Source organism: Streptomyces sp. NBC_01142 (genome assembly GCF_026341125.1).
In the GTDB taxonomy this organism is placed as follows: domain Bacteria; phylum Actinomycetota; class Actinomycetes; order Streptomycetales; family Streptomycetaceae; genus Streptomyces.
Genome location: NZ_JAPEOR010000002.1, coordinates 202,684 through 218,713 on the forward strand (window position 1 = coordinate 202,684; position 16,030 = coordinate 218,713).

Genomic DNA, 16,030 nt, shown 5'->3' on the forward strand with positions numbered 1-16,030 from the left:
TCCCGGACTATGAACAACGTTCCGCCACCCGCCGAGGAACTGGCACTCCTCGACCGCGAGCTGAGTCAGCTCGAGGCGCGCAGGTCACAGCTGCTGGCCCGCAGGGCGTGGCTGCTCAACGCGATGCAGACACGCGTCACCGCAGCCACCGCGTCGCCGGTACCGGTCGCACGGCCCTTCGTCGCGCCACCGCCCGAGACGTCCCCGCCTAATGTGCAGAACGTGCTGCTCACCCTCGGCGGCATCCTGCTGACCATCGCCGCGATCGCCTTCACCCTGGTCAGCTGGGGCCACTTGGGCATCGGCGGCCGCTCCGCCGTGCTCGGCGCGGTGACCGTGGCGACGCTTGCGGCGCCGGTCGCACTGCTGCGCCGGGGGCTCGTCTCGACGGCGGAGTCGCTGGCCGGGCTGGGCCTGGTGCTGATGGTGCTGGACGCGTACGCGCTGCACCGCGTGGCGCTGCCCGGGACGGACGGGCTCGGGTACGCGGCGTTCGCCTCGGCCGGACTCGCCGCGCTCTGGTCGGTGTACGGCGTGACGCTCGGCCGGCTGCGGATCCCGCTGCCGGCGGCGCTCCTGACCGCGCAACTCCCCCTCCCGCTCTGGGCGCTGACCGCCGGGGCGGGCGCGCCGCCGATGGAGTGGGCTCTGCTGGCGACCGCCGCGCTCGATGTCGCGGTCGCGCTGTGGACAAAGCCGGCGGCCGTGCGGGCCATCGCCGGCTTCGGTGCTGCGGCGACGGGTGGCTGGGCGCTGCTGATCGGTGGTTGGCAGTCGGTATCGGCGGAAGCTCCCCTCGACGCGGCCGCGCCCGCCGTGCTGCTGCTCTGTGCGGCCGCGGTGGCCCTGTTCGCGGCCTGGCGCGCACCTTCGGCGGCTGTCGCCGCCTCGGCCGTGGCCGGTCTTACGGTGATCGCGGCCGTGGGCGGCGTCGTCCGCGCCGCGGTGCCGGAGGGCTGGTCCGTTCTGGGCTATCTGCTGTGCGCGGTCGCTCTGTTGGGGGCCGTACGGGCGGGCATACCGCGCCGTGTGATGCACGGCCTCACCGGCGCGGCGGCCGCGGTCCACGCCATGGCGGCGGTCTCGGCCCTGCCTCTGGTCGCCCTGACCCTGCTGGGCCCGGTGACCCGGCTGGACACGATCTGGTCGGACGCCCCGTCCGGCGCCCGCGAGGCGCTCGCACTCGACCTGCCCGCGTCGGGCCTGACCTCCGCGCCGCTGGTTCTGCTGATCGTGGCGGCGGTCCTGACTGCGGCATCCCGCCGCGAGCCGGCAACGGCAGCGGGGAACGCCCGGCCGGCCGGGGCACCCGGCAACGGCCGCCCGACCCCCGCCCCGGGCAGCACCACGCACGCCGCCGGCACGGCAGCGCGCCCTTCCGGCCACGCGGAGGGAAGCAGCGTCGGCCCGACGGGCGACCCGAGCACCAGCACGGACACAACCGGCCGCCCCGACGCGCCCGGCGTCGAGGTCACAGGCGCCCCGGGAGCCACCGCGCACCTGACCGGCCCGGGCACCGGCGCAGTCCCGGCTGCTGATCGGCGGGGCGCGATCGCCGGCGCGGGCATCGCTCTCGCCTGGGCGGGCCTGTGGGTTCTGCCGCCCGCGCTGGATCTGGCCTACCCGGCCACCGTGATGCTCCAGCTGCTCCTGGCTGCGGCCGCCCTGGTACTCGCCGTACGACCCGGCCGGATCGCCCGGGTCGCCCCGGCAGGCGCGGACCTCGCCCTGGCCTGTGGCCTCGCCGGCGCCGTCAGCGTCGGCCTGCTGGCCCTGGCCACGCGCCCCGCCACCTTCGCGGTGCTCAGTGCTCTGGTCACCGCGCTCGTGGCCGCCGCGCTCGCCGCCCGGGCCTCCTCCGTGCAGGCCGTCCTCGCCTGCAGCGCCACCGTCTTCGCGACCGGTCTCGTCGGCGCGATCGCCGCGGCCGTCGGGCTCCCGCCCCACCGGGCCGCATTGATGATCCTCGCCGTTCCCGCCGCCGCGGCCCTCCTCGGCGCGCGGCTGGGCCGGCACCCCGTCGCCCTCCCCCTGGAGCTCACCGGGGCCGCGGCGGGACTCCTCGCCGTCGGCCTCGCCGTACCGGACATGCCGGCCCTGGCCGTGGTGCTCGCGCTCTGCGGCGTGATCGCCGCGGGCACCGCCGTACGGGGCGAGCGCCGCCCCGCCGCCGGGTATCTCGCCGCCGTGCTGTTCGTCCTCGCCACCTGGGTGCGGCTGGTCGCCTGGGACGTCGCGTCACCGGAGGCGTACACCCTGCCGGTGACCGTCCCGGCGCTCGTCGTCGGCGTGCTGCGCCGGCGCCACGACCCGCAGACGTCCTCCTGGACGGCGTACGGCCCCGGCCTCGCCGCGACCCTGCTGCCGAGCCTCATCGCCGCCTGGGGCGACGAGCACTGGCTGCGTCCGCTGCTCCTCGGCCTCGCGGCCCTGACGCTCACACTCGCCGGCGCCCGGCTGCGTCTGCAGGCGCTGCTGGTGGTCGGCGGCACGGTGCTGGCACTGGATGCACTGCACGAGCTCGCGCCGTACGTCGTCCAGGTCGTCGGGGCGCTGCCCCGCTGGCTGCCGCCCGCGCTGGCCGGCCTGCTGCTCCTCGCCGTGGGCGCGACCTACGAGCAGCGGCTGCGCGATGCCCGGAGGCTGCGGGACACCCTGGGCCGGATGCACTGAGCGTCAGGGCCGGGAAACGCCGAAGGCCCGGAGACTTCGAGTCTCCGGGCCTTCGGTCCGGGTGGGCGATACTGGGTTCGAACCAGTGACCTCTTCGGTGTGAACGAAGCGCTCTCCCACTGAGCTAATCGCCCGGGCGCATCGCAAACATTACCCCATGGTGGGGGTCCCCCCGGCCGGAGGCTGGGGGGAGGTCCCCCGGACGATTTTCAGGTCACTCCTTGATCTTCCAGGGCATCACGATCCCGAACTTCCAGACGTAGATTCCGACCAGCACCGCAATGATCACGAGACCAATCGTGGTGAGGATGATGTTCCGTCTGCGCACCCGGGGATCGAGGGCTCGCTGAGCCGCCTCGGTCACTTTGCGCTTGGTCCAGCGCAGCACCAGCTGGGCCCAGACGAACTCGGTCGCCCAGATCGCCATACCGCCGAAGATCACCAGCCAGCCGGGTCCCGGCAGCGGCAGCATCACGATGCCGGCGCCGACGACCGCGAGGCCGACGACGAACACGCCGACCTGCCAGCTCAGGTGCAGCGTCCTGGACCGCTTGATGAAGTGGGGCGCCTTGGAGCCGAGCTCGGGATCCTCCGCCGCCACCACGTCCACCACGTCTCCCGTCACGTCCCCCGTCGCAGGCTTCGGATCCGTCGCTCCGACGGCCTTTGCCTGCTCGTCACTCTCCGCATTCATGGAGCCAAACCTACCGGATTGAACCCCGTCACCAGAATGGCCGTATAACACATAGTGACGCACCGCCGTACGAGCGACATGAAGGATCACAAAACGGTCAGAGGGGTTTACAACGGCACCGTAGGTGGCATGTCGATTTCGCCGACGTGCGAATCCCCGAGCGCACACTGAGCGAAAGGCCCTGGCGCTTATGAACACCACGGTCAGCTGCGAGCTGCACCTGCGCCTCGTTGTATCGAGCGAGTCTTCACTGCCTGTACCCGCGGGCCTGCGGTATGACACGGCCGATCCCTACGCCGTGCACGCCACCTTCCACACCGGAGCCGAAGAGACGGTCGAGTGGGTATTCGCCCGCGATCTTCTCGCCGAAGGGCTGCACCGGCCCACCGGCACGGGTGACGTCAGAGTCTGGCCGTCCCGTAGTCATGGCCAGGGCGTCGTCTGCATCGCGTTGAGCTCCCCGGAGGGCGAAGCATTGCTCGAGGCCCCGGCGCGGGCCCTGGAGTCGTTCCTGAAGCGGACCGACGCCGCGGTGCCACCGGGTACCGAGCATCGTCACTTCGATCTCGACACGGAGCTCTCGCACATCCTGGCCGAAAGCTGAGCCAGGCCGAGAGCTGCACGGCGCCGTCCTACTCGGGGAGACGGCGCCGCGCGGACAGCCACATATGGCAGACACCGGCGCCGGCACCGCGGAATCCACCGCGGTGACGGCGCCGCTGCGCTCCGGGCACGAACCGCTAGAGTCAGCGCAATTCGGCGGGCACCGGCCCGCAGCAGGCCAGGGAGCGAATCGTGCTGATCCCTCACGACACCCGCATCGCCCTCGACACCGTCGTCGATCTGGTGAACACCGCACCGGACAGCGAGCAGGACGACGGGCTCGCGGACGTCGCGGCGCTGTACATCTTCGTGCAGAACCACAATGTCAGCGGCGTGGGCGAGCTCGGCCAGCGGGACCTCAAGGCGGTACAGGGCGTACGGGCACAGTTCGCGGACATCTTCGCGGCGCCCGACAGCCGTACCGCGGCCGAGCTGGTCAATGAGCTGGTGGCGGCCGCGGGGACCACACCGCAGCTCACCGACCACGACGGCTACGACTGGCATGTGCACTACTTCGCGCCGGGCGCCTCGGTCGCCGACCATCTCGCCGCCGACTGCGGGATGGCGCTGGCCTTCATCGTCGTCGCCGGCGAGCAGGAGCGGCTGCGGCGCTGCGAGGCGCCGGACTGCGGGCGCGCCTTCGTCGACCTTTCGCGCAATCGCTCCCGCCGCTACTGCGACAGCCGCACCTGCGGCAACCGCCTGCATGTCGCCGCGTACCGCGCGCGCCGCAAGGAAGCGGCCGGCTGATCATCACGGGCTGACTCCTCACAGCACGAAGAGGTCGTGTACCGCGGCCATGAGCAGCAGGAAGCCGATCACCGCGAGGAAGATCATCAGGGGCGGCTGGGAGAGCGCGAAGAGGCAGCCACGCGGCTCTTCGGTCGGTGCGGGGGCCTGGCCCCGGGAGGTATCGAGCATCTCGGGGTGATGATGTCGCAGCGCGGAGCCTCGTGATCGACCAACACGCCCCGCGGGTGCGGCAGTTCCTCAGATCTCGCGCTTCCGGCCGCGGCCGGATACGTCAGATGCCGTGCTTCTTGAGAATCGCCTCGATGTCGCTGAAGTCCTCGCCGGAACCGGTGGCCCCGGGCTTCGCCGCGGGCTGGGCGGCGGAACGCCCGGCCGCCTGCCCGAGGGAAGGCGCGGACGCCGCCGGGGTGACGGCCTCGCGCTGCGCCGCCTTCGCGGCCGCCTTGCGCTCCTTGCGGGTGCCCACCCCGCTGCGCCGCTCGACGGCCCTGGTCGTCATGAACAGCAGCCAGGCGCCGCCGAGCAGGCCGAAGCCGAGCCAGGCGGTGGGGCTGAAGGCTGTGTCCACGGCCCATTCGACGGCGCCGGTGAGCACCAGGCCGAGGGGGACCAGGGAGTAGGCGGCGATCCGGGCCGCGGCGAGGAAACGCTTGCGGTACGCCGTGATCGCGGCGATGCCCAGGCCCGCCGCGGACGCCGCGGAGCAAATGGTCTCGGCAATCATCCGGTCCTCCAGGCACATTCGGCGGGCATGGGCGGGTACGACCTCTCCATCGTGCACCGTGGGACCGCGTCGCGGCCACGGCGCCGCACGACCTCCGGGAGATCTCCGGGAGATCTCCGGGGCCGGCTCCTCCCCAGGTCCCGGTTGGGGTCCGCGGATCAGGGCTGGGAGACTGATCCCATGAGCGACTCCACCACCGCCCGCCCTGTCGTCCTCGATGTCTGGTGCGAGCTCCAGTGCACCGACTGCCGCAGCGCCCTGGAGGACCTGCGGGCCCTGCGAGAGCGCTACGGCGACCGGCTGGAGCTGCGGCTGCGGCACTTCCCCCTCGACAAGCACAAGCATGCCTTCGCCGCCGCCCAGGCCGCGGAGGAGGCGGCCGAGCAGGGCCGGGGCTGGCCGTTCGTGGAGGCCGTGCTCGCGCGCACCGAGGACCTCGCGGCGAAGGGCGAGCCGCTGCTGCTCGAGGTCGCGCGCGAACTGGGCCTGGACGCAGAAGAGTTGGACACCGCGCTGATCGACGGGCGGCACATCCTGATCGTCGACGCCGACCAGGCCGAGGGCAAGGCGATCGGCGTCACGGGCACCCCGACGTATGTCATCGACGGCGAGCGCCTCGACGGCGGCAAGAGCCAGCAGGGGCTGCGGGCGCGCATCGAGGAGATCGCCGACCGGCTGCTCGCCGAGGCCGGGGCCGGCTCCTAGAGCAGCTGCTTGACGAGATTCACGGAGGTCGCCTCGTAGCCGAGTGACTCGTACAGCCTGATCGCCGGTGTGTTGCCCGTGAAGACCTGGAGCGCGAGCCGGCGCGTCCCGGCGTCCAGCGAGACGCGCTCGGCCAGCAGCATCAGGGAACGCCCGTGGCCCTGGCCCCGATGCCCCTCGACGACCTTGACGTCGTACACGTACGACGCCCGCTCCGCGAAGCGCGCCTCGCGCGGCCCGACGAAGAGGTGGCCCACCGGCGCGCCCTCGTGGACCAGGACACTCAGCGAGAACCCGGGGGTGGCGAGTCCCTCGGGCAGGGTCTCGCGGTGCTCGGCCTCTGACTTGGCGCGGGCCTCCGCGGGCAAAAGCCCCCGGTCGATCCAGCCCTGTGCGTAGCCTTCGACGGCCGCGGCCCGCCACGACACGAACTCCGCCTCGCTCATCGGGCGCCCCTCGACATGCGCGGGGAGAGCGGGCGGCTCCTCGGGAAGCTCCTTGCTCATGCTGCGGCTGCGTTCGGTGTAGCCGAGCGCGGTCGTCAGCCGCAGGGCGGCGGTGGCGCCGGGCGGAACGGATGTCAGCACCTGGGTGCATCTCCAGCCGCGCAGCACTTCCTCGGCGGCCAGAGCGGCGACGGTCCCCCGTCCGCGCCGCCGGTCCGCCTCGTCGATCCGCAACGAGCGGATGGCGCCCGCCGTGGGGCTGAAAGCCGGGAAGGTGGCGATCTCGATCGAACCCACGGGACGGCTGTTCACGCAGACCTCGTAGGTGCGAGCCTGCGCACCGTCCGCCTCGTGCTGAATCGGCCCGGTCGGCCGCAGGGTGGTGGTCATCAGATGTGTTGTACCTGGCCCGCGACCGCCCGTCACCAGGTTTTACGCACTCTTCGGATCCGGGTCGGCGGCAGCGCGGTCCTCGAAGATCCGCATGGCCTTGGCGGTCACCGGACCGGGCGCGCCCGCGAGCTCCCGCCCGTCGATCCACCGCACCGCCTGGACGTCGCGGAGCGTGGAGGTCAGGAAAATCTCCTCGGCCCGGTCCAGGACGTCGAGCGGCAGGTCGGTCTCCTTGGCACCCGCCCACTCCACGGTCAGCGCGCGGGTGATGCCCGCGAGGCAGCCGGAGGAGACGGGCGGGGTGTGCAGCTCGCCGTCGAGTACGACGAAGACATTGGAGCCGGTGCCCTCGCAGAGCCGGCCGACGGTGTTGGCGAACAGCGCCTCGGATGCGCCGTGCTCGCGCGCCCTGGCGAGCGCGACGACATTCTCCGCGTACGAGGTCGTCTTCAGGCCGGTCACGGCGCCACGCTCGTTGCGCGTCCAGGGGACGGTGACCACGGCGGTGGTGTCGGGGCGCCTGGTGCTTTCGCCGAGCGCGACGACCAGGGTGGGGCCGTCGGTGCCGCGGTCGGAGCCGAGGGGCGAGAGCCCGCCGGTGTACGTGATGCGCAGCCGCCCGAGCTCCATGGGGTTGGCGTCCAGTACGGCGGAGCAGGCGCGGCGCACCTCGTCGTGGTCCGGCTCCGGCAGCCCGAGGCCGCGGGCCGACCGGGTCAGCCGGTCGAGATGCCGTGTGAGGGCGAAGGGCCGCCCGTGGACCGACTTGACGGTCTCGAAAATGCCGTCGCCCACGGTCAGGCCGTGGTCGAACACGGACACCGTCGCGTCGTCGGGATCCCTGAGTCCGCCGTTGACCCAAAGCTTCATCCAGCTGTCCTTCCGCTTGCCTCGTACACTCCCGACGCTACCGCGAGCAGCCGGGATGCCTTCAGCTCGGTCTCCTGCCACTCGCGCTCGGGGTCGGAACCCCAGGTGATCCCGGCGCCGGTGCCGAAGCGCAGCAGCGGCGTGCCGGTGGTGTGGGCGGTGCGGTCCAGCCAGAAGGTGCGTATGCCGACGGCGAGCTCGCCGGTGCCCCGGTCGGCATCGACCCAGCCGATTCCTCCGCAGTACGGGCCGCGGGGCGCCGTCTCGAGTGCCTCGATGATCTTCAGCGCACTGGACTTGGGCGCTCCGGTCACCGAGCCGGGCGGGAAGGTGGCCTCCAGGAGGTCCTTCCAGCCCGCCTTGGGGGTCAGCTCGCTCCGCACGGTGGAGACGAGGTGGACCAGGCCGGGGTGGGCCTCCACGGCGCACAGAGCGGGAACGCTCACGGTGCCCGGGGCAGAGACGCGGCCCAGGTCGTTGCGGACCAGGTCCACGATCATCACGTTCTCGGCATGGTCCTTGTCCAGCAAGTCCTCGGCGGTGCGGCCGGTGCCCTTGATCGGTCCGGACTCGACGGTGTATCCGTCACGCCGCAGATAGAGCTCGGGCGAGGCGGTGGCGATCTCCACGCCGTGCGAGGGCAGCCGGATCGTCCCTGCGTACGGAGCGGGGTTGCCGCGAGCCAGCAGTGCCGTGAGGGCGTCCATGTCGGCGGCTGCCGGGTCGGGCAGCGGTGCGGACAGGATGCGGCAGAGGTTCGCCTGGTAGACCTCGCCGGCCGCGATGTGCTCGCGGATACGGCGTACACCGGCGATGTACGCAGCGCGGTCGAGCGAGGACGTCCAGTCGTCGGCGGCCGGGCCGCGCCACTGTCCCGGCACGGGTTCGGGCACCGGCTCGGTGCGTACAGTTCCGAAGCGGGCGCAGGTCAGACGGCCCTCGAAGTCGGCGGCGACGGCCCAGAAGCCGGCGGAGTCGAGCGCTGCGGGGTCGCTGGTGACATCGCGCAGGTCGGAAGCGACAAGGCGGCCGAAGCGGGCCAAAGGAGCAAGGTCATGCACGTCTGTGAGTCTAGGACGGGCGCCGATGACCTGCTGCAAGGCAAACACACCTCAGCACGCTGCGGAAACGCGTTTTTGTGCTGGCCCAGGAATCCGCTAGAGTTCAACACGTCGCCGGGACACGCGAGTGGACCGGAAACGACAAGCGGACGTGGCTCAGTTGGTAGAGCATCACCTTGCCAAGGTGAGGGTCGCGAGTTCGAATCTCGTCGTCCGCTCGAAGTGGGGGATCTTTCCCGAAGCCCCTGCACTCCTGGTGGAGTGGCCGAGAGGCGAGGCAACGGCCTGCAAAGCCGTCTACACGGGTTCAAATCCCGTCTCCACCTCCAAGGACGATTAGCTCAGCGGGAGAGCGCTTCCCTGACACGGAAGAGGTCACTGGTTCAATCCCAGTATCGTCCACTGATCCGCAAGGATCCCGCGCGATTAGCTCAGCGGGAGAGCGCTTCCCTGACACGGAAGAGGTCACTGGTTCAATCCCAGTATCGCGCACCAGCCGAAGCCCCCGGTCGTCTCGACGACCGGGGGCTTCGTCGTACGCGCCTCCTGTCGCACGCACCTCCGGACCCGGTTGCGGGCCCGGAGGTGCGTGATCCGGGCCCGCAGCAGCCCGGGCAGGTTCGGGGCAGGTTCAGGACGAGCTCTTGAAGGGCTCGGCAGAAGCCCAGGCAGGGGGCTCGGGCCGGGCTCCGGCCGGGCTCAGGAGGAGAAGAGCATCCGGCCGAAGCCCTTCTGGCGGTAGTGCCCGCCGTGGTGGCCGCCGTGGTGCGGCGCGCCCCAGGCGGGCGCGGGGGCGGCGGGGGCCGGGTAGGCCTGTGGGGCGGGCGGCGCGGGCGGTGCCTGCTGCGACCACTGCGACTCGAGACGGGTCAGCGACTCCAGCTCGCCGTAGTCCAGGAATATCCCCCGGCAGCCGCTGCACTGCTCGATCTGGACGCCGTTGCGGTTGTACGTGTGCATTGCTGCATGGCACTTGGGACACTGCATGGTCTGCTCAGCTCCTCGCCGTTCGGTCGACGTCGCCGGGATGCATGCCCGGCGACGATGAGTTCACCCTACGACCACGACTCGAACTCCAACTCGGGCGGGAGGGCCGCAATTCGGGCACAGGCGTCGATCATGATCTCCTCCACCTCGTCGAGATCCCGCTGCTCCGCGGCCGATTTCGCCAGGGCGAGGGCAGCGGTCTGCACGGTCAGGGCGCGGGCGGGGACGTCGAGTTGGGGCCACGGGTCGGCGTCGCCGCGGACCGCCGGGCCGTGCGCGGCGGTGTACGCCCCGAGGAACCGCTGCCAGATCTCCGGGGGCAGCAGCCCTGCCGCGTACCAGGCGGCAGGGCGGGCCAGGTCCCAGGTGGGGTCGCCGAGGCCGAGGTCGTCGACATCGATCAGCAGCCAGGGGCCGTCGGGGGCGGGGTGGCGGACGAGCTGGCCGAGGTGCAGGTCGCCGTGGCAGAGCGTCCCGCTGCGGGGCGCGGGGGCCTCGGCGCGGGCCCAGGCAGGGAGCCGCTCCCAGGCGCGCTGGACGGGGGAGGCCGCGGCGGCGGGGTGGTCGTTCGCTGCCGCCCTCATCCGCGCGACGGCCAGGGCGGCCTTGGCGGGCCCGCGCATGGGCGGGAGGGGGCCGGGGAGTTCGCCGGGGGCGACCGAGTGCAGCCGGGCGAGGAGGACCGCCGCGTCCTCCCAGGGTGCGGCGTCGGGGTCCGCGGGGTCGACCGGGGTGCCGTAGGGCCAGGCCGTGACGGGCCGGCCGTGCACGTCGTGCGTGCCGGACGGGAGTGGCAGCGGGGGCAGCAGGATGCCCGCGAGGCGCGGGTGCGCGGCGACGGCGAGCCGGATGCGGTGGCCGTCCGGGTCGGTGCCGGGAGCGTGTGCCTTGGCCACGGCCGTGCCGTGCCGTACTACCGCGCCGTCGGACCGGTCCGCGAGCACGGGCTCGTCCCGGCCGCAGGCGCGGCACGGCTGACGCGGCGCGGGCAGATGCGGCGCGGGCAGATGCGGCGCGGGCAGATGCGGCGCGGGCAGATGCGCGGCGTCGCGAGCGACGCCGGCGAGCGCGTGTACGACGGATACGGTCACGGTCTCCCCCGGATGCGATGCGGTCCGGCAGGGAGCCTACGCGGAGGCGGAGGGCACCCCTCGCAAGGGAGCCCGGACAGCGCGATGGCCGGTCAGCTCCCCAGCTGACCGGCCAAACGCTGCCGTCCGCCGCACCCCCGTCCCCACGGGGTTGTTGGCCGGATGTCCCCGACCCGGACCGCTCTTCCGGGTCCGGGGCGCCTCTCAGCGCCCCAGCATCACGCCCACGGACGACGCCTGTGTGACCACCGCTTCCCAGCCGCCGAAGACGACCACCAGCAGGGCCGCAAGAGGAAGCACCATGGCCGTCGCCACCAGCGGGTGACGCCTACCGGACGGGCGGCCGCCGAACGCGGCGAAAGCCTTGCGTCCCTGCATGCGGATCATCGTCCGCGACGCCGTGTCCGCCATGGTCCCTCTCCTGTCGTATGTAGCAGCGGCGGGTGTCTGACCTCGGGGGACGAGTGCTGCACCCGCCGCTTGACTTCAACATTAGGGAAACGACAAGGCCACGGCGTCATGCCCGCGTACCGCTTGCCGGGCCTCCCGGAGGATGAGCCACCCCCCGACGGCGTACTCCCCAGGGTGGAGACGCGGACCTAGGCCTTGGGGTCTTCCCGGAGGGGTCGCTCCGAGACCTCCTCCCGCGGCACCGGCTGCTCGACCAGAGCCAGCACCCGGGTGGCCATGAAACGGGCCGTCCGCACCACTGATCCGTTTCGGGTGACTTCGCTCACTTCCACCACACCTCTGCGCACCGCCGTCTCCACCCGGCGGCCCGCCCGGCTTGCCACTACTTCGTAGGTACGAGTCGTGTCTCCCGCGTCCACGACTATCTCCACGCGGTCACCCTTCATCGATCCAATCCCCCTTCTGCGACGGACCATTGAGATCTCGCACGGGTCAGGAGCCATGGACCCGCAGCCTCCTGACCACTCTTCAAGTTTCCCACCCGGCACTGACAATCCATCGGACAGTGAGGGCGCGGCCTATGAGCACACCGGGGCAGGGGTACGTAAGCTGTGCCACGTCAAACGGCGACCGGGCAGCGGGGATGGACATGGCGATGATGCGGCTCCGGCGCGAGGACCCGCGTGTCGTCGGCTCGTTCAGACTTCACCGGCGGCTCGGCGCGGGTGGCATGGGGGTCGTGTACCTCGGCTCCGACCGTCGCGGCCAGCGGGTGGCCCTGAAGGTGATCCGGCCGGATCTGGCGGAGGACCAGGAGTTCAGATCGCGGTTCGCGCGCGAGGTGTCCGCCGCACGGCGGATCCGCGGCGGCTGTACGGCCCGCCTGGTGGCCGCCGATCTCGAGGCGGACCGCCCCTGGTTCGCCACCCAGTACGTCCCCGGGCCCTCGCTGCACGACAAGGTGGCCGAGGACGGTCCGCTGCAGGCCGCCCAGGTGGCCGCGATCGGTGCGGCGCTCTCCGAGGGCCTGGTCGCGGTGCACGAGGCCGGCGTGGTCCACCGGGATCTGAAGCCCTCGAACATCCTGCTCTCCCCCAAGGGCCCCCGGATCATCGACTTCGGCATCGCCTGGGCGACCGGCGCGAGCACGCTCACCCATGTCGGCACCGCGGTGGGCTCCCCCGGTTTCCTCGCGCCCGAGCAGGTGCGCGGCGCGGCGGTCACCCCGGCCACGGACGTCTTCGCGCTGGGCGCCACACTCGCGTACGCCGCGACCGCCGACTCACCCTTCGGACACGGCAGTTCGGAGGTCATGCTCTACCGGGTGGTGCACGAGGAGCCACAGCTGTACGGGGTTCCGGATGCACTGGCTCCGCTTGTCCAGGCCTGCCTGGAGAAGGACCCCGAGGAGCGGCCCAGCACGCTGCAACTGTCGATGCGGCTCAAGGAGATCGCGGCCAGGGAGGCCCACGGACTGCCCGAGGCCCGGCCGCCGGCCCAGCGCGAGCGTATCGAGCAGGACCGTCCGACCTCGCGCTACCCGGAACGCACCGAGCGGAACGAGCGCACGGAACGCATGGAACGGCGTACGGCCGGCAACTCCGCGCCGCGCCCGTACCCCCCGCACTCCCCGCGCACCGGCGGCACACGCCCCCAGACGCCCCGCAACACCTCCCGTACGAACGGCCGTCAGGGCACCAGGCCCGGTGTGCGGACGACGTCGACCGGGGGCCGGCGGCCCGCCAATCCGCGACTGCTGCGGCAGCGGATCATCGTCTTCGTCGTGGTGACGCTGATCGTGGCGCTGGGCATCGCGGCGGCTCAGCAGCTGTAGCCCGGCTGCTGCGGTTCGGCTGCTGCGGAGGTTCAGCTGCTGCTGGGTCCGGGTGGCTGCTGGGGTTCGGTGGCTGCGGTCGAGTGGCTGCTGACGCTCGGTGGCTGCGGTGGAGGAGCTCCGGCTCGGCAGCTGTTCAGGACTGCGGGCGGCCCGTCGCCACCGCGTAGAACGCGACCGCCGCGGCCGCGCCCACATTGAGCGAGTCCACTCCGTGCGCCATCGGGATCCGTACCCACTCGTCGGCGGCGACCAGCGCCTGTGTGGAGAGCCCGTCGCCCTCGGCGCCCAGCATCAGCGCGACGCGCTCCAGCCGGTGCGGAGCCGCATCGTCGATCGCGGCGGCCTTCTCGTCGGGAGTGAGGGCGAGAAGCTTGAAGCCCGCTTCCCGTACGGATTCCAGCCCCCTGGGCCAGGTTTCGAGACGGGCGTACGGGACGGAGAAGACCGCGCCCATGGAGACCTTCACGGAGCGGCGGTAGAGCGGGTCCGCACAGTCCGGGGAGAGCAGTACGGCGTCCATGCCGAGCGCGGCGGCGCTGCGGAAGATCGCGCCGATGTTGGTGTGGTCGTTGACCGACTCCATGACGACCACCCTGCGGGCCGTCCGGAGCAGCTCGTCGGCCGTCGGCAGCGGCTTGCGCTGCATGGAGGCGAGCGCCCCGCGGTGCACGTGGTAGCCGGTGACCCGCTCGGCGAGGTCAGGGCTGACGGCGTACACGGGCGCGGGGAGTTCGTCGATGACGTCCCGCATCACATCGACCCACTTCGCGGAGAGCAGCATCGACCGCATCTCGTAACCCGCGTCCTTGGCCCGCCTGATGACCTTCTCGCCCTCGGCGATGAACAGCCCCTCGACGGGCTCGCGCTTACGCCGGAGCTCGACGTCGGTCAGGCCCGTGTAGTCGCGCAGGCGCGGGTCGTCGGGGTCTTCGACAGTGATGAGATCAGCCACAGGGTGATACTGCCTTCTCCGAGATGTGGTGCCAACGGCTGGGGCCGTGATCGGTTACCGCTGGTTACTTGGTTCCCACGGTCACCACGTCACCGATGACGATGACGGCCGGGGGGCGTACGTCCTCGGCCCTGATCGTCTCGGCGACGGTCGCGAGAGTGGCGTCGACGCGGCGCTGCGCGGCCGTCGTACCCTCCTGGACCAGGGCGACGGGGGTCTCGGCGGACTTGCCGTGGGCGACGAGCGTCTCGGCGATGGCCCCGATCTTGTCGACGCCCATGAGGACGACGAGCGTGCCGCGCAGCTTGGCGAGAGCCGCCCAGTCGACGAGGGAACGCTCGTCGTCGGGGGCGACATGGCCGCTGACGACCGTGAACTCGTGCGCCACTCCGCGGTGGGTGACCGGGATGCCAGCGGCGCCGGGGACGGAGATCGAACTGGAGATGCCGGGAACGACGGTGCAGGGGATCCCGACCTCGGCGAGGGCCTGGGCCTCCTCCATGCCGCGGCCGAAGACGAACGGGTCGCCGCCCTTGAGGCGTACGACCGCCTTGCCGGCCCTGGCGTGCTCGATCAGCGCGTTGTTGATGGCCTCCTGGGCCATGAAGCGGCCGTACGGGATCTTCGCGGCGTCGATCACCTCGACGTGCGGCGGGAGTTCGTCGAGGAGGTCGCGGGGGCCGAGGCGGTCGGCGATGACGACGTCCGCCTCGGCGAGGAGGCGGCGGCCGCGGACGGTGATCAGGTCCGGGTCGCCGGGACCGCCGCCGACGAGGGCGACGCCGGGGGTACGGGTGCGGTGGTGCGGGGCGGCGAGGGTGCCGTCACGCAGGCCCTCGACGATGGCGTCGCGTACGGCGGCGGAACGGCGGGGGTCACGGCCGGTGAGGACGGCGACGGTCACGCCCTCGGACCGGCCGGTGGCGGGGGTCCAGGCGGTGGCGGCGGTCGCGTCGTCGGAACGTACACACCAGGTGCGGGTGCGTTCGGCCTCGGCGGAGGCGGCGTTGTTCGCGTCCGCGTCGCCCGTCGCGATCAGGGCGTACCAGGCGTCCGCGAGGTCGCCGTCGGCGTACGGGCGCTGGATCCAGCGGAGCTCACCTGCGTCGGCCATCGCCTCGACCGAGGGCGTGGCGGACGGCGACACCAGGACGATGTCGGCGCCGGCCGCGATGAGCGCGGGGAGCCGGCGCTGGGCGACCTGACCTCCGCCGATGACGACGACGCGCCGCCCGGAGAGGCGGAGTCCGACGGGGTAGGCGGGGCGCTCAGGGTGCTCGGCGGCGTGCTCGGCCATGACGGTACTGGCTCCTCGGGCGGGACGTGCGGGGTACGGAGCCGCTGCGGCGGTGAAGCGGCTGGTGGGCGGGGGGTTGTTCCCGGCGACCACCTTACGGGGCAGGGGGCGGAAGGTGGATGCGCGGTCGGCGGCTGGGCTGGGTGGGGCGCCCGGGGGGAGTTCCCCTGCCCGCCCGTTCCCGAAACCCGCCCGTTCCCGAAACCGGGGGACTGCGCCCCCGGCCCGCCGTGGGGGGGCCGGCGCCCCCACAGCCCCGGAGCCACCGCTCCGCGGTGCGGGGAGGAGGTGTGCTTGCTCCCCGCGGCAGCAGCAAACCCCGCAGCGCGTGAAACGAGAGAACCTCCCTCCCCGGCAGCACCGGCGGATTGCGGTGCTGGGAGAAACCGGGCTTCCTCCCCGCAACACCGCGCTCCGTGGCAATGGGTGGGCTCCCTCCCCCGCACCACCATGCATTGCGGCGCGGCAAGGGATCGCCCGCTCGTCCTCCAGAACCGCCGGCCCTCGCGACGCAGGGCTCGCGACGCAGGGCT

17 protein-coding genes and 5 tRNA genes are annotated in these 16,030 nt (G+C 72.2%); 9 read left to right on the top strand and 13 right to left on the bottom strand.

The features are described 5' to 3' along the window. The first annotated feature begins 9 nt into the window (after nt 1-9). Nucleotides 10-2,673, top strand: coding sequence for an SCO7613 C-terminal domain-containing membrane protein (locus tag OG883_RS18240; RefSeq protein WP_266542201.1), 2,664 nt, complete (start codon nt 10-12; stop codon nt 2,671-2,673). A 62-nt stretch (nt 2,674-2,735) separates the two neighbouring features. Here the strand turns inward: OG883_RS18240 and OG883_RS18245 are convergent. Further along, nucleotides 2,736-2,807 (bottom strand) — tRNA-Val (locus tag OG883_RS18245). Nucleotides 2,808-2,887: 80 nt separating this feature from the next. Then, a complete protein-coding gene (locus OG883_RS18250; protein ID WP_266542204.1) occupies nt 2,888-3,367 on the bottom strand; it encodes a TIGR02611 family protein in 480 nt (159 codons plus the stop codon). A 190-nt stretch (nt 3,368-3,557) separates the two neighbouring features. Between OG883_RS18250 and OG883_RS18255 the strand changes: the two genes are divergently transcribed. Both OG883_RS18255 and OG883_RS18260 read left to right on the top strand, forming a co-directional pair. Next, a complete protein-coding gene (locus OG883_RS18255; protein ID WP_003959770.1) occupies nt 3,558-3,971 on the top strand; it encodes an SsgA family sporulation/cell division regulator in 414 nt (137 codons plus the stop codon). Nucleotides 3,972-4,162: 191 nt separating this feature from the next. Next, entirely contained in the window at nt 4,163-4,720 is a 558-nt protein-coding gene (locus OG883_RS18260; RefSeq protein ID WP_266542207.1) for a CGNR zinc finger domain-containing protein, read from the top strand. Nucleotides 4,721-4,738: 18 nt separating this feature from the next. Here the strand turns inward: OG883_RS18260 and OG883_RS18265 are convergent, their stop codons facing one another. Continuing rightward, nucleotides 4,739-4,891, bottom strand: coding sequence for a hypothetical protein (locus OG883_RS18265; protein ID WP_170146558.1), 153 nt, complete (start codon nt 4,889-4,891; stop codon nt 4,739-4,741). A 103-nt stretch (nt 4,892-4,994) separates the two neighbouring features. After that, nucleotides 4,995-5,447 (bottom strand): hypothetical protein, encoded by a 453-nt coding sequence (locus OG883_RS18270; protein ID WP_266549160.1) that lies wholly within the window; start codon nt 5,445-5,447, stop codon nt 4,995-4,997. Between the two features lie 180 nt (nt 5,448-5,627). Between OG883_RS18270 and OG883_RS18275 the strand changes: the two genes are divergently transcribed. Next, the gene (locus tag OG883_RS18275) at nt 5,628-6,152 is read left to right on the top strand and encodes a DsbA family protein (RefSeq protein WP_266542214.1); all 525 of its coding nucleotides are present in this window, start codon (nt 5,628-5,630) and stop codon (nt 6,150-6,152) included. Here OG883_RS18275 and OG883_RS18280 read toward each other — a convergent pair. The 3 genes from OG883_RS18280 to OG883_RS18290 are packed head-to-tail and all read right to left on the bottom strand — an operon-like array spanning nt 6,149 to nt 8,922. Then, the gene (locus tag OG883_RS18280; RefSeq protein WP_266542217.1) at nt 6,149-6,988 is read right to left on the bottom strand and encodes a GNAT family N-acetyltransferase; all 840 of its coding nucleotides are present in this window, start codon (nt 6,986-6,988) and stop codon (nt 6,149-6,151) included. The genes OG883_RS18275 and OG883_RS18280 overlap by 4 nt on opposite strands. 42 nt (nt 6,989-7,030) lie before the next feature. Further along, nucleotides 7,031-7,861, bottom strand: coding sequence for an aminotransferase class IV (locus OG883_RS18285; protein ID WP_266542219.1), 831 nt, complete (start codon nt 7,859-7,861; stop codon nt 7,031-7,033). Next, nucleotides 7,858-8,922: a chorismate-binding protein gene (locus tag OG883_RS18290; RefSeq protein WP_266542222.1), complete on the bottom strand. Its 1,065-nt coding sequence runs from the start codon at nt 8,920-8,922 to the stop codon at nt 7,858-7,860. Before OG883_RS18290 ends, OG883_RS18285 begins: the two co-directional genes overlap by 4 nt. Nucleotides 8,923-9,067: 145 nt before the next feature. On the opposite strand from OG883_RS18290, the gene OG883_RS18295 reads away from it, so the two are divergent. The 4 genes from OG883_RS18295 (at nt 9,068) to OG883_RS18310 (ending at nt 9,417) form a co-directional block, all read left to right on the top strand. Continuing rightward, nucleotides 9,068-9,140 (top strand) — tRNA-Gly (locus OG883_RS18295). 37 nt (nt 9,141-9,177) lie between these two features. Beyond that, nucleotides 9,178-9,251, top strand: a tRNA-Cys gene (locus tag OG883_RS18300). A gap of 1 nt (nt 9,252) precedes the next feature. Then, a tRNA-Val gene (locus OG883_RS18305) sits at nt 9,253-9,324 on the top strand. Nucleotides 9,325-9,342: 18 nt separating this feature from the next. Next, nucleotides 9,343-9,417, top strand: a tRNA-Val gene (locus OG883_RS18310). A gap of 204 nt (nt 9,418-9,621) precedes the next feature. Here the strand turns inward: OG883_RS18310 and OG883_RS18315 are convergent. The 4 genes from OG883_RS18315 to OG883_RS18330 form a co-directional block, all read right to left on the bottom strand. Further along, the gene (locus OG883_RS18315) at nt 9,622-9,909 is read right to left on the bottom strand and encodes a zf-TFIIB domain-containing protein (RefSeq protein ID WP_266542225.1); all 288 of its coding nucleotides are present in this window, start codon (nt 9,907-9,909) and stop codon (nt 9,622-9,624) included. Between the two features lie 68 nt (nt 9,910-9,977). Then, nucleotides 9,978-10,901, bottom strand: coding sequence for a phosphotransferase family protein (locus OG883_RS18320; RefSeq protein ID WP_266549161.1), 924 nt, complete (start codon nt 10,899-10,901; stop codon nt 9,978-9,980). 303 nt (nt 10,902-11,204) lie between these two features. Further along, nucleotides 11,205-11,411 carry a hypothetical protein gene (locus OG883_RS18325; protein ID WP_266542228.1) on the bottom strand — a complete coding sequence of 69 codons (207 nt, stop codon included), beginning with the start codon at nt 11,409-11,411 and terminating at the stop codon, nt 11,205-11,207. A 188-nt stretch (nt 11,412-11,599) separates the two neighbouring features. Next, nucleotides 11,600-11,857 (bottom strand): hypothetical protein, encoded by a 258-nt coding sequence (locus OG883_RS18330; RefSeq protein ID WP_266542231.1) that lies wholly within the window; start codon nt 11,855-11,857, stop codon nt 11,600-11,602. A 203-nt stretch (nt 11,858-12,060) separates the two neighbouring features. Here OG883_RS18330 and OG883_RS18335 point away from each other — a divergent pair, with 203 nt between their 5' ends. Continuing rightward, the gene (locus OG883_RS18335; protein WP_266549164.1) at nt 12,061-13,245 is read left to right on the top strand and encodes a serine/threonine-protein kinase; all 1,185 of its coding nucleotides are present in this window, start codon (nt 12,061-12,063) and stop codon (nt 13,243-13,245) included. A 136-nt stretch (nt 13,246-13,381) separates the two neighbouring features. Here the strand turns inward: OG883_RS18335 and OG883_RS18340 are convergent, their stop codons facing one another. Both OG883_RS18340 and cobA read right to left on the bottom strand, forming a co-directional pair. Further along, a complete protein-coding gene (locus OG883_RS18340) occupies nt 13,382-14,200 on the bottom strand; it encodes an RNA methyltransferase (RefSeq protein WP_266542234.1) in 819 nt (272 codons plus the stop codon). Nucleotides 14,201-14,264: 64 nt separating this feature from the next. Continuing rightward, nucleotides 14,265-15,497, bottom strand: coding sequence for a uroporphyrinogen-III C-methyltransferase (gene cobA / locus OG883_RS18345; RefSeq protein ID WP_266542237.1), 1,233 nt, complete (start codon nt 15,495-15,497; stop codon nt 14,265-14,267). Nucleotides 15,498-16,030 lie beyond the last annotated feature (533 nt).

Bases quoted from the DNA above. Each gene is read 5' to 3' on its own strand.
- OG883_RS18240 (WP_266542201.1), top strand. From the start codon at position 10: ATGAACAACGTTCCGCCACCCGCCGAGGAACTGGCACTCCTCGACCGC.
- OG883_RS18250 (WP_266542204.1), bottom strand. From the start codon at position 3,367: ATGAATGCGGAGAGTGACGAGCAGGCAAAGGCCGTCGGAGCGACGGAT.
- OG883_RS18255 (WP_003959770.1), top strand. From the start codon at position 3,558: ATGAACACCACGGTCAGCTGCGAGCTGCACCTGCGCCTCGTTGTATCG.
- OG883_RS18265 (WP_170146558.1), bottom strand. From the start codon at position 4,891: ATGCTCGATACCTCCCGGGGCCAGGCCCCCGCACCGACCGAAGAGCCG.
- OG883_RS18270 (WP_266549160.1), bottom strand. From the start codon at position 5,447: ATGATTGCCGAGACCATTTGCTCCGCGGCGTCCGCGGCGGGCCTGGGC.
- OG883_RS18275 (WP_266542214.1), top strand. From the start codon at position 5,628: ATGAGCGACTCCACCACCGCCCGCCCTGTCGTCCTCGATGTCTGGTGC.
- OG883_RS18280 (WP_266542217.1), bottom strand. From the start codon at position 6,988: ATGACCACCACCCTGCGGCCGACCGGGCCGATTCAGCACGAGGCGGAC.
- OG883_RS18285 (WP_266542219.1), bottom strand. From the start codon at position 7,861: ATGAAGCTTTGGGTCAACGGCGGACTCAGGGATCCCGACGACGCGACG.
- OG883_RS18315 (WP_266542225.1), bottom strand. From the start codon at position 9,909: ATGCAGTGTCCCAAGTGCCATGCAGCAATGCACACGTACAACCGCAAC.
- OG883_RS18325 (WP_266542228.1), bottom strand. From the start codon at position 11,411: ATGGCGGACACGGCGTCGCGGACGATGATCCGCATGCAGGGACGCAAG.
- OG883_RS18330 (WP_266542231.1), bottom strand. From the start codon at position 11,857: ATGAAGGGTGACCGCGTGGAGATAGTCGTGGACGCGGGAGACACGACT.
- OG883_RS18335 (WP_266549164.1), top strand. From the start codon at position 12,061: ATGGCGATGATGCGGCTCCGGCGCGAGGACCCGCGTGTCGTCGGCTCG.
- cobA (WP_266542237.1), bottom strand. From the start codon at position 15,497: ATGGCCGAGCACGCCGCCGAGCACCCTGAGCGCCCCGCCTACCCCGTC.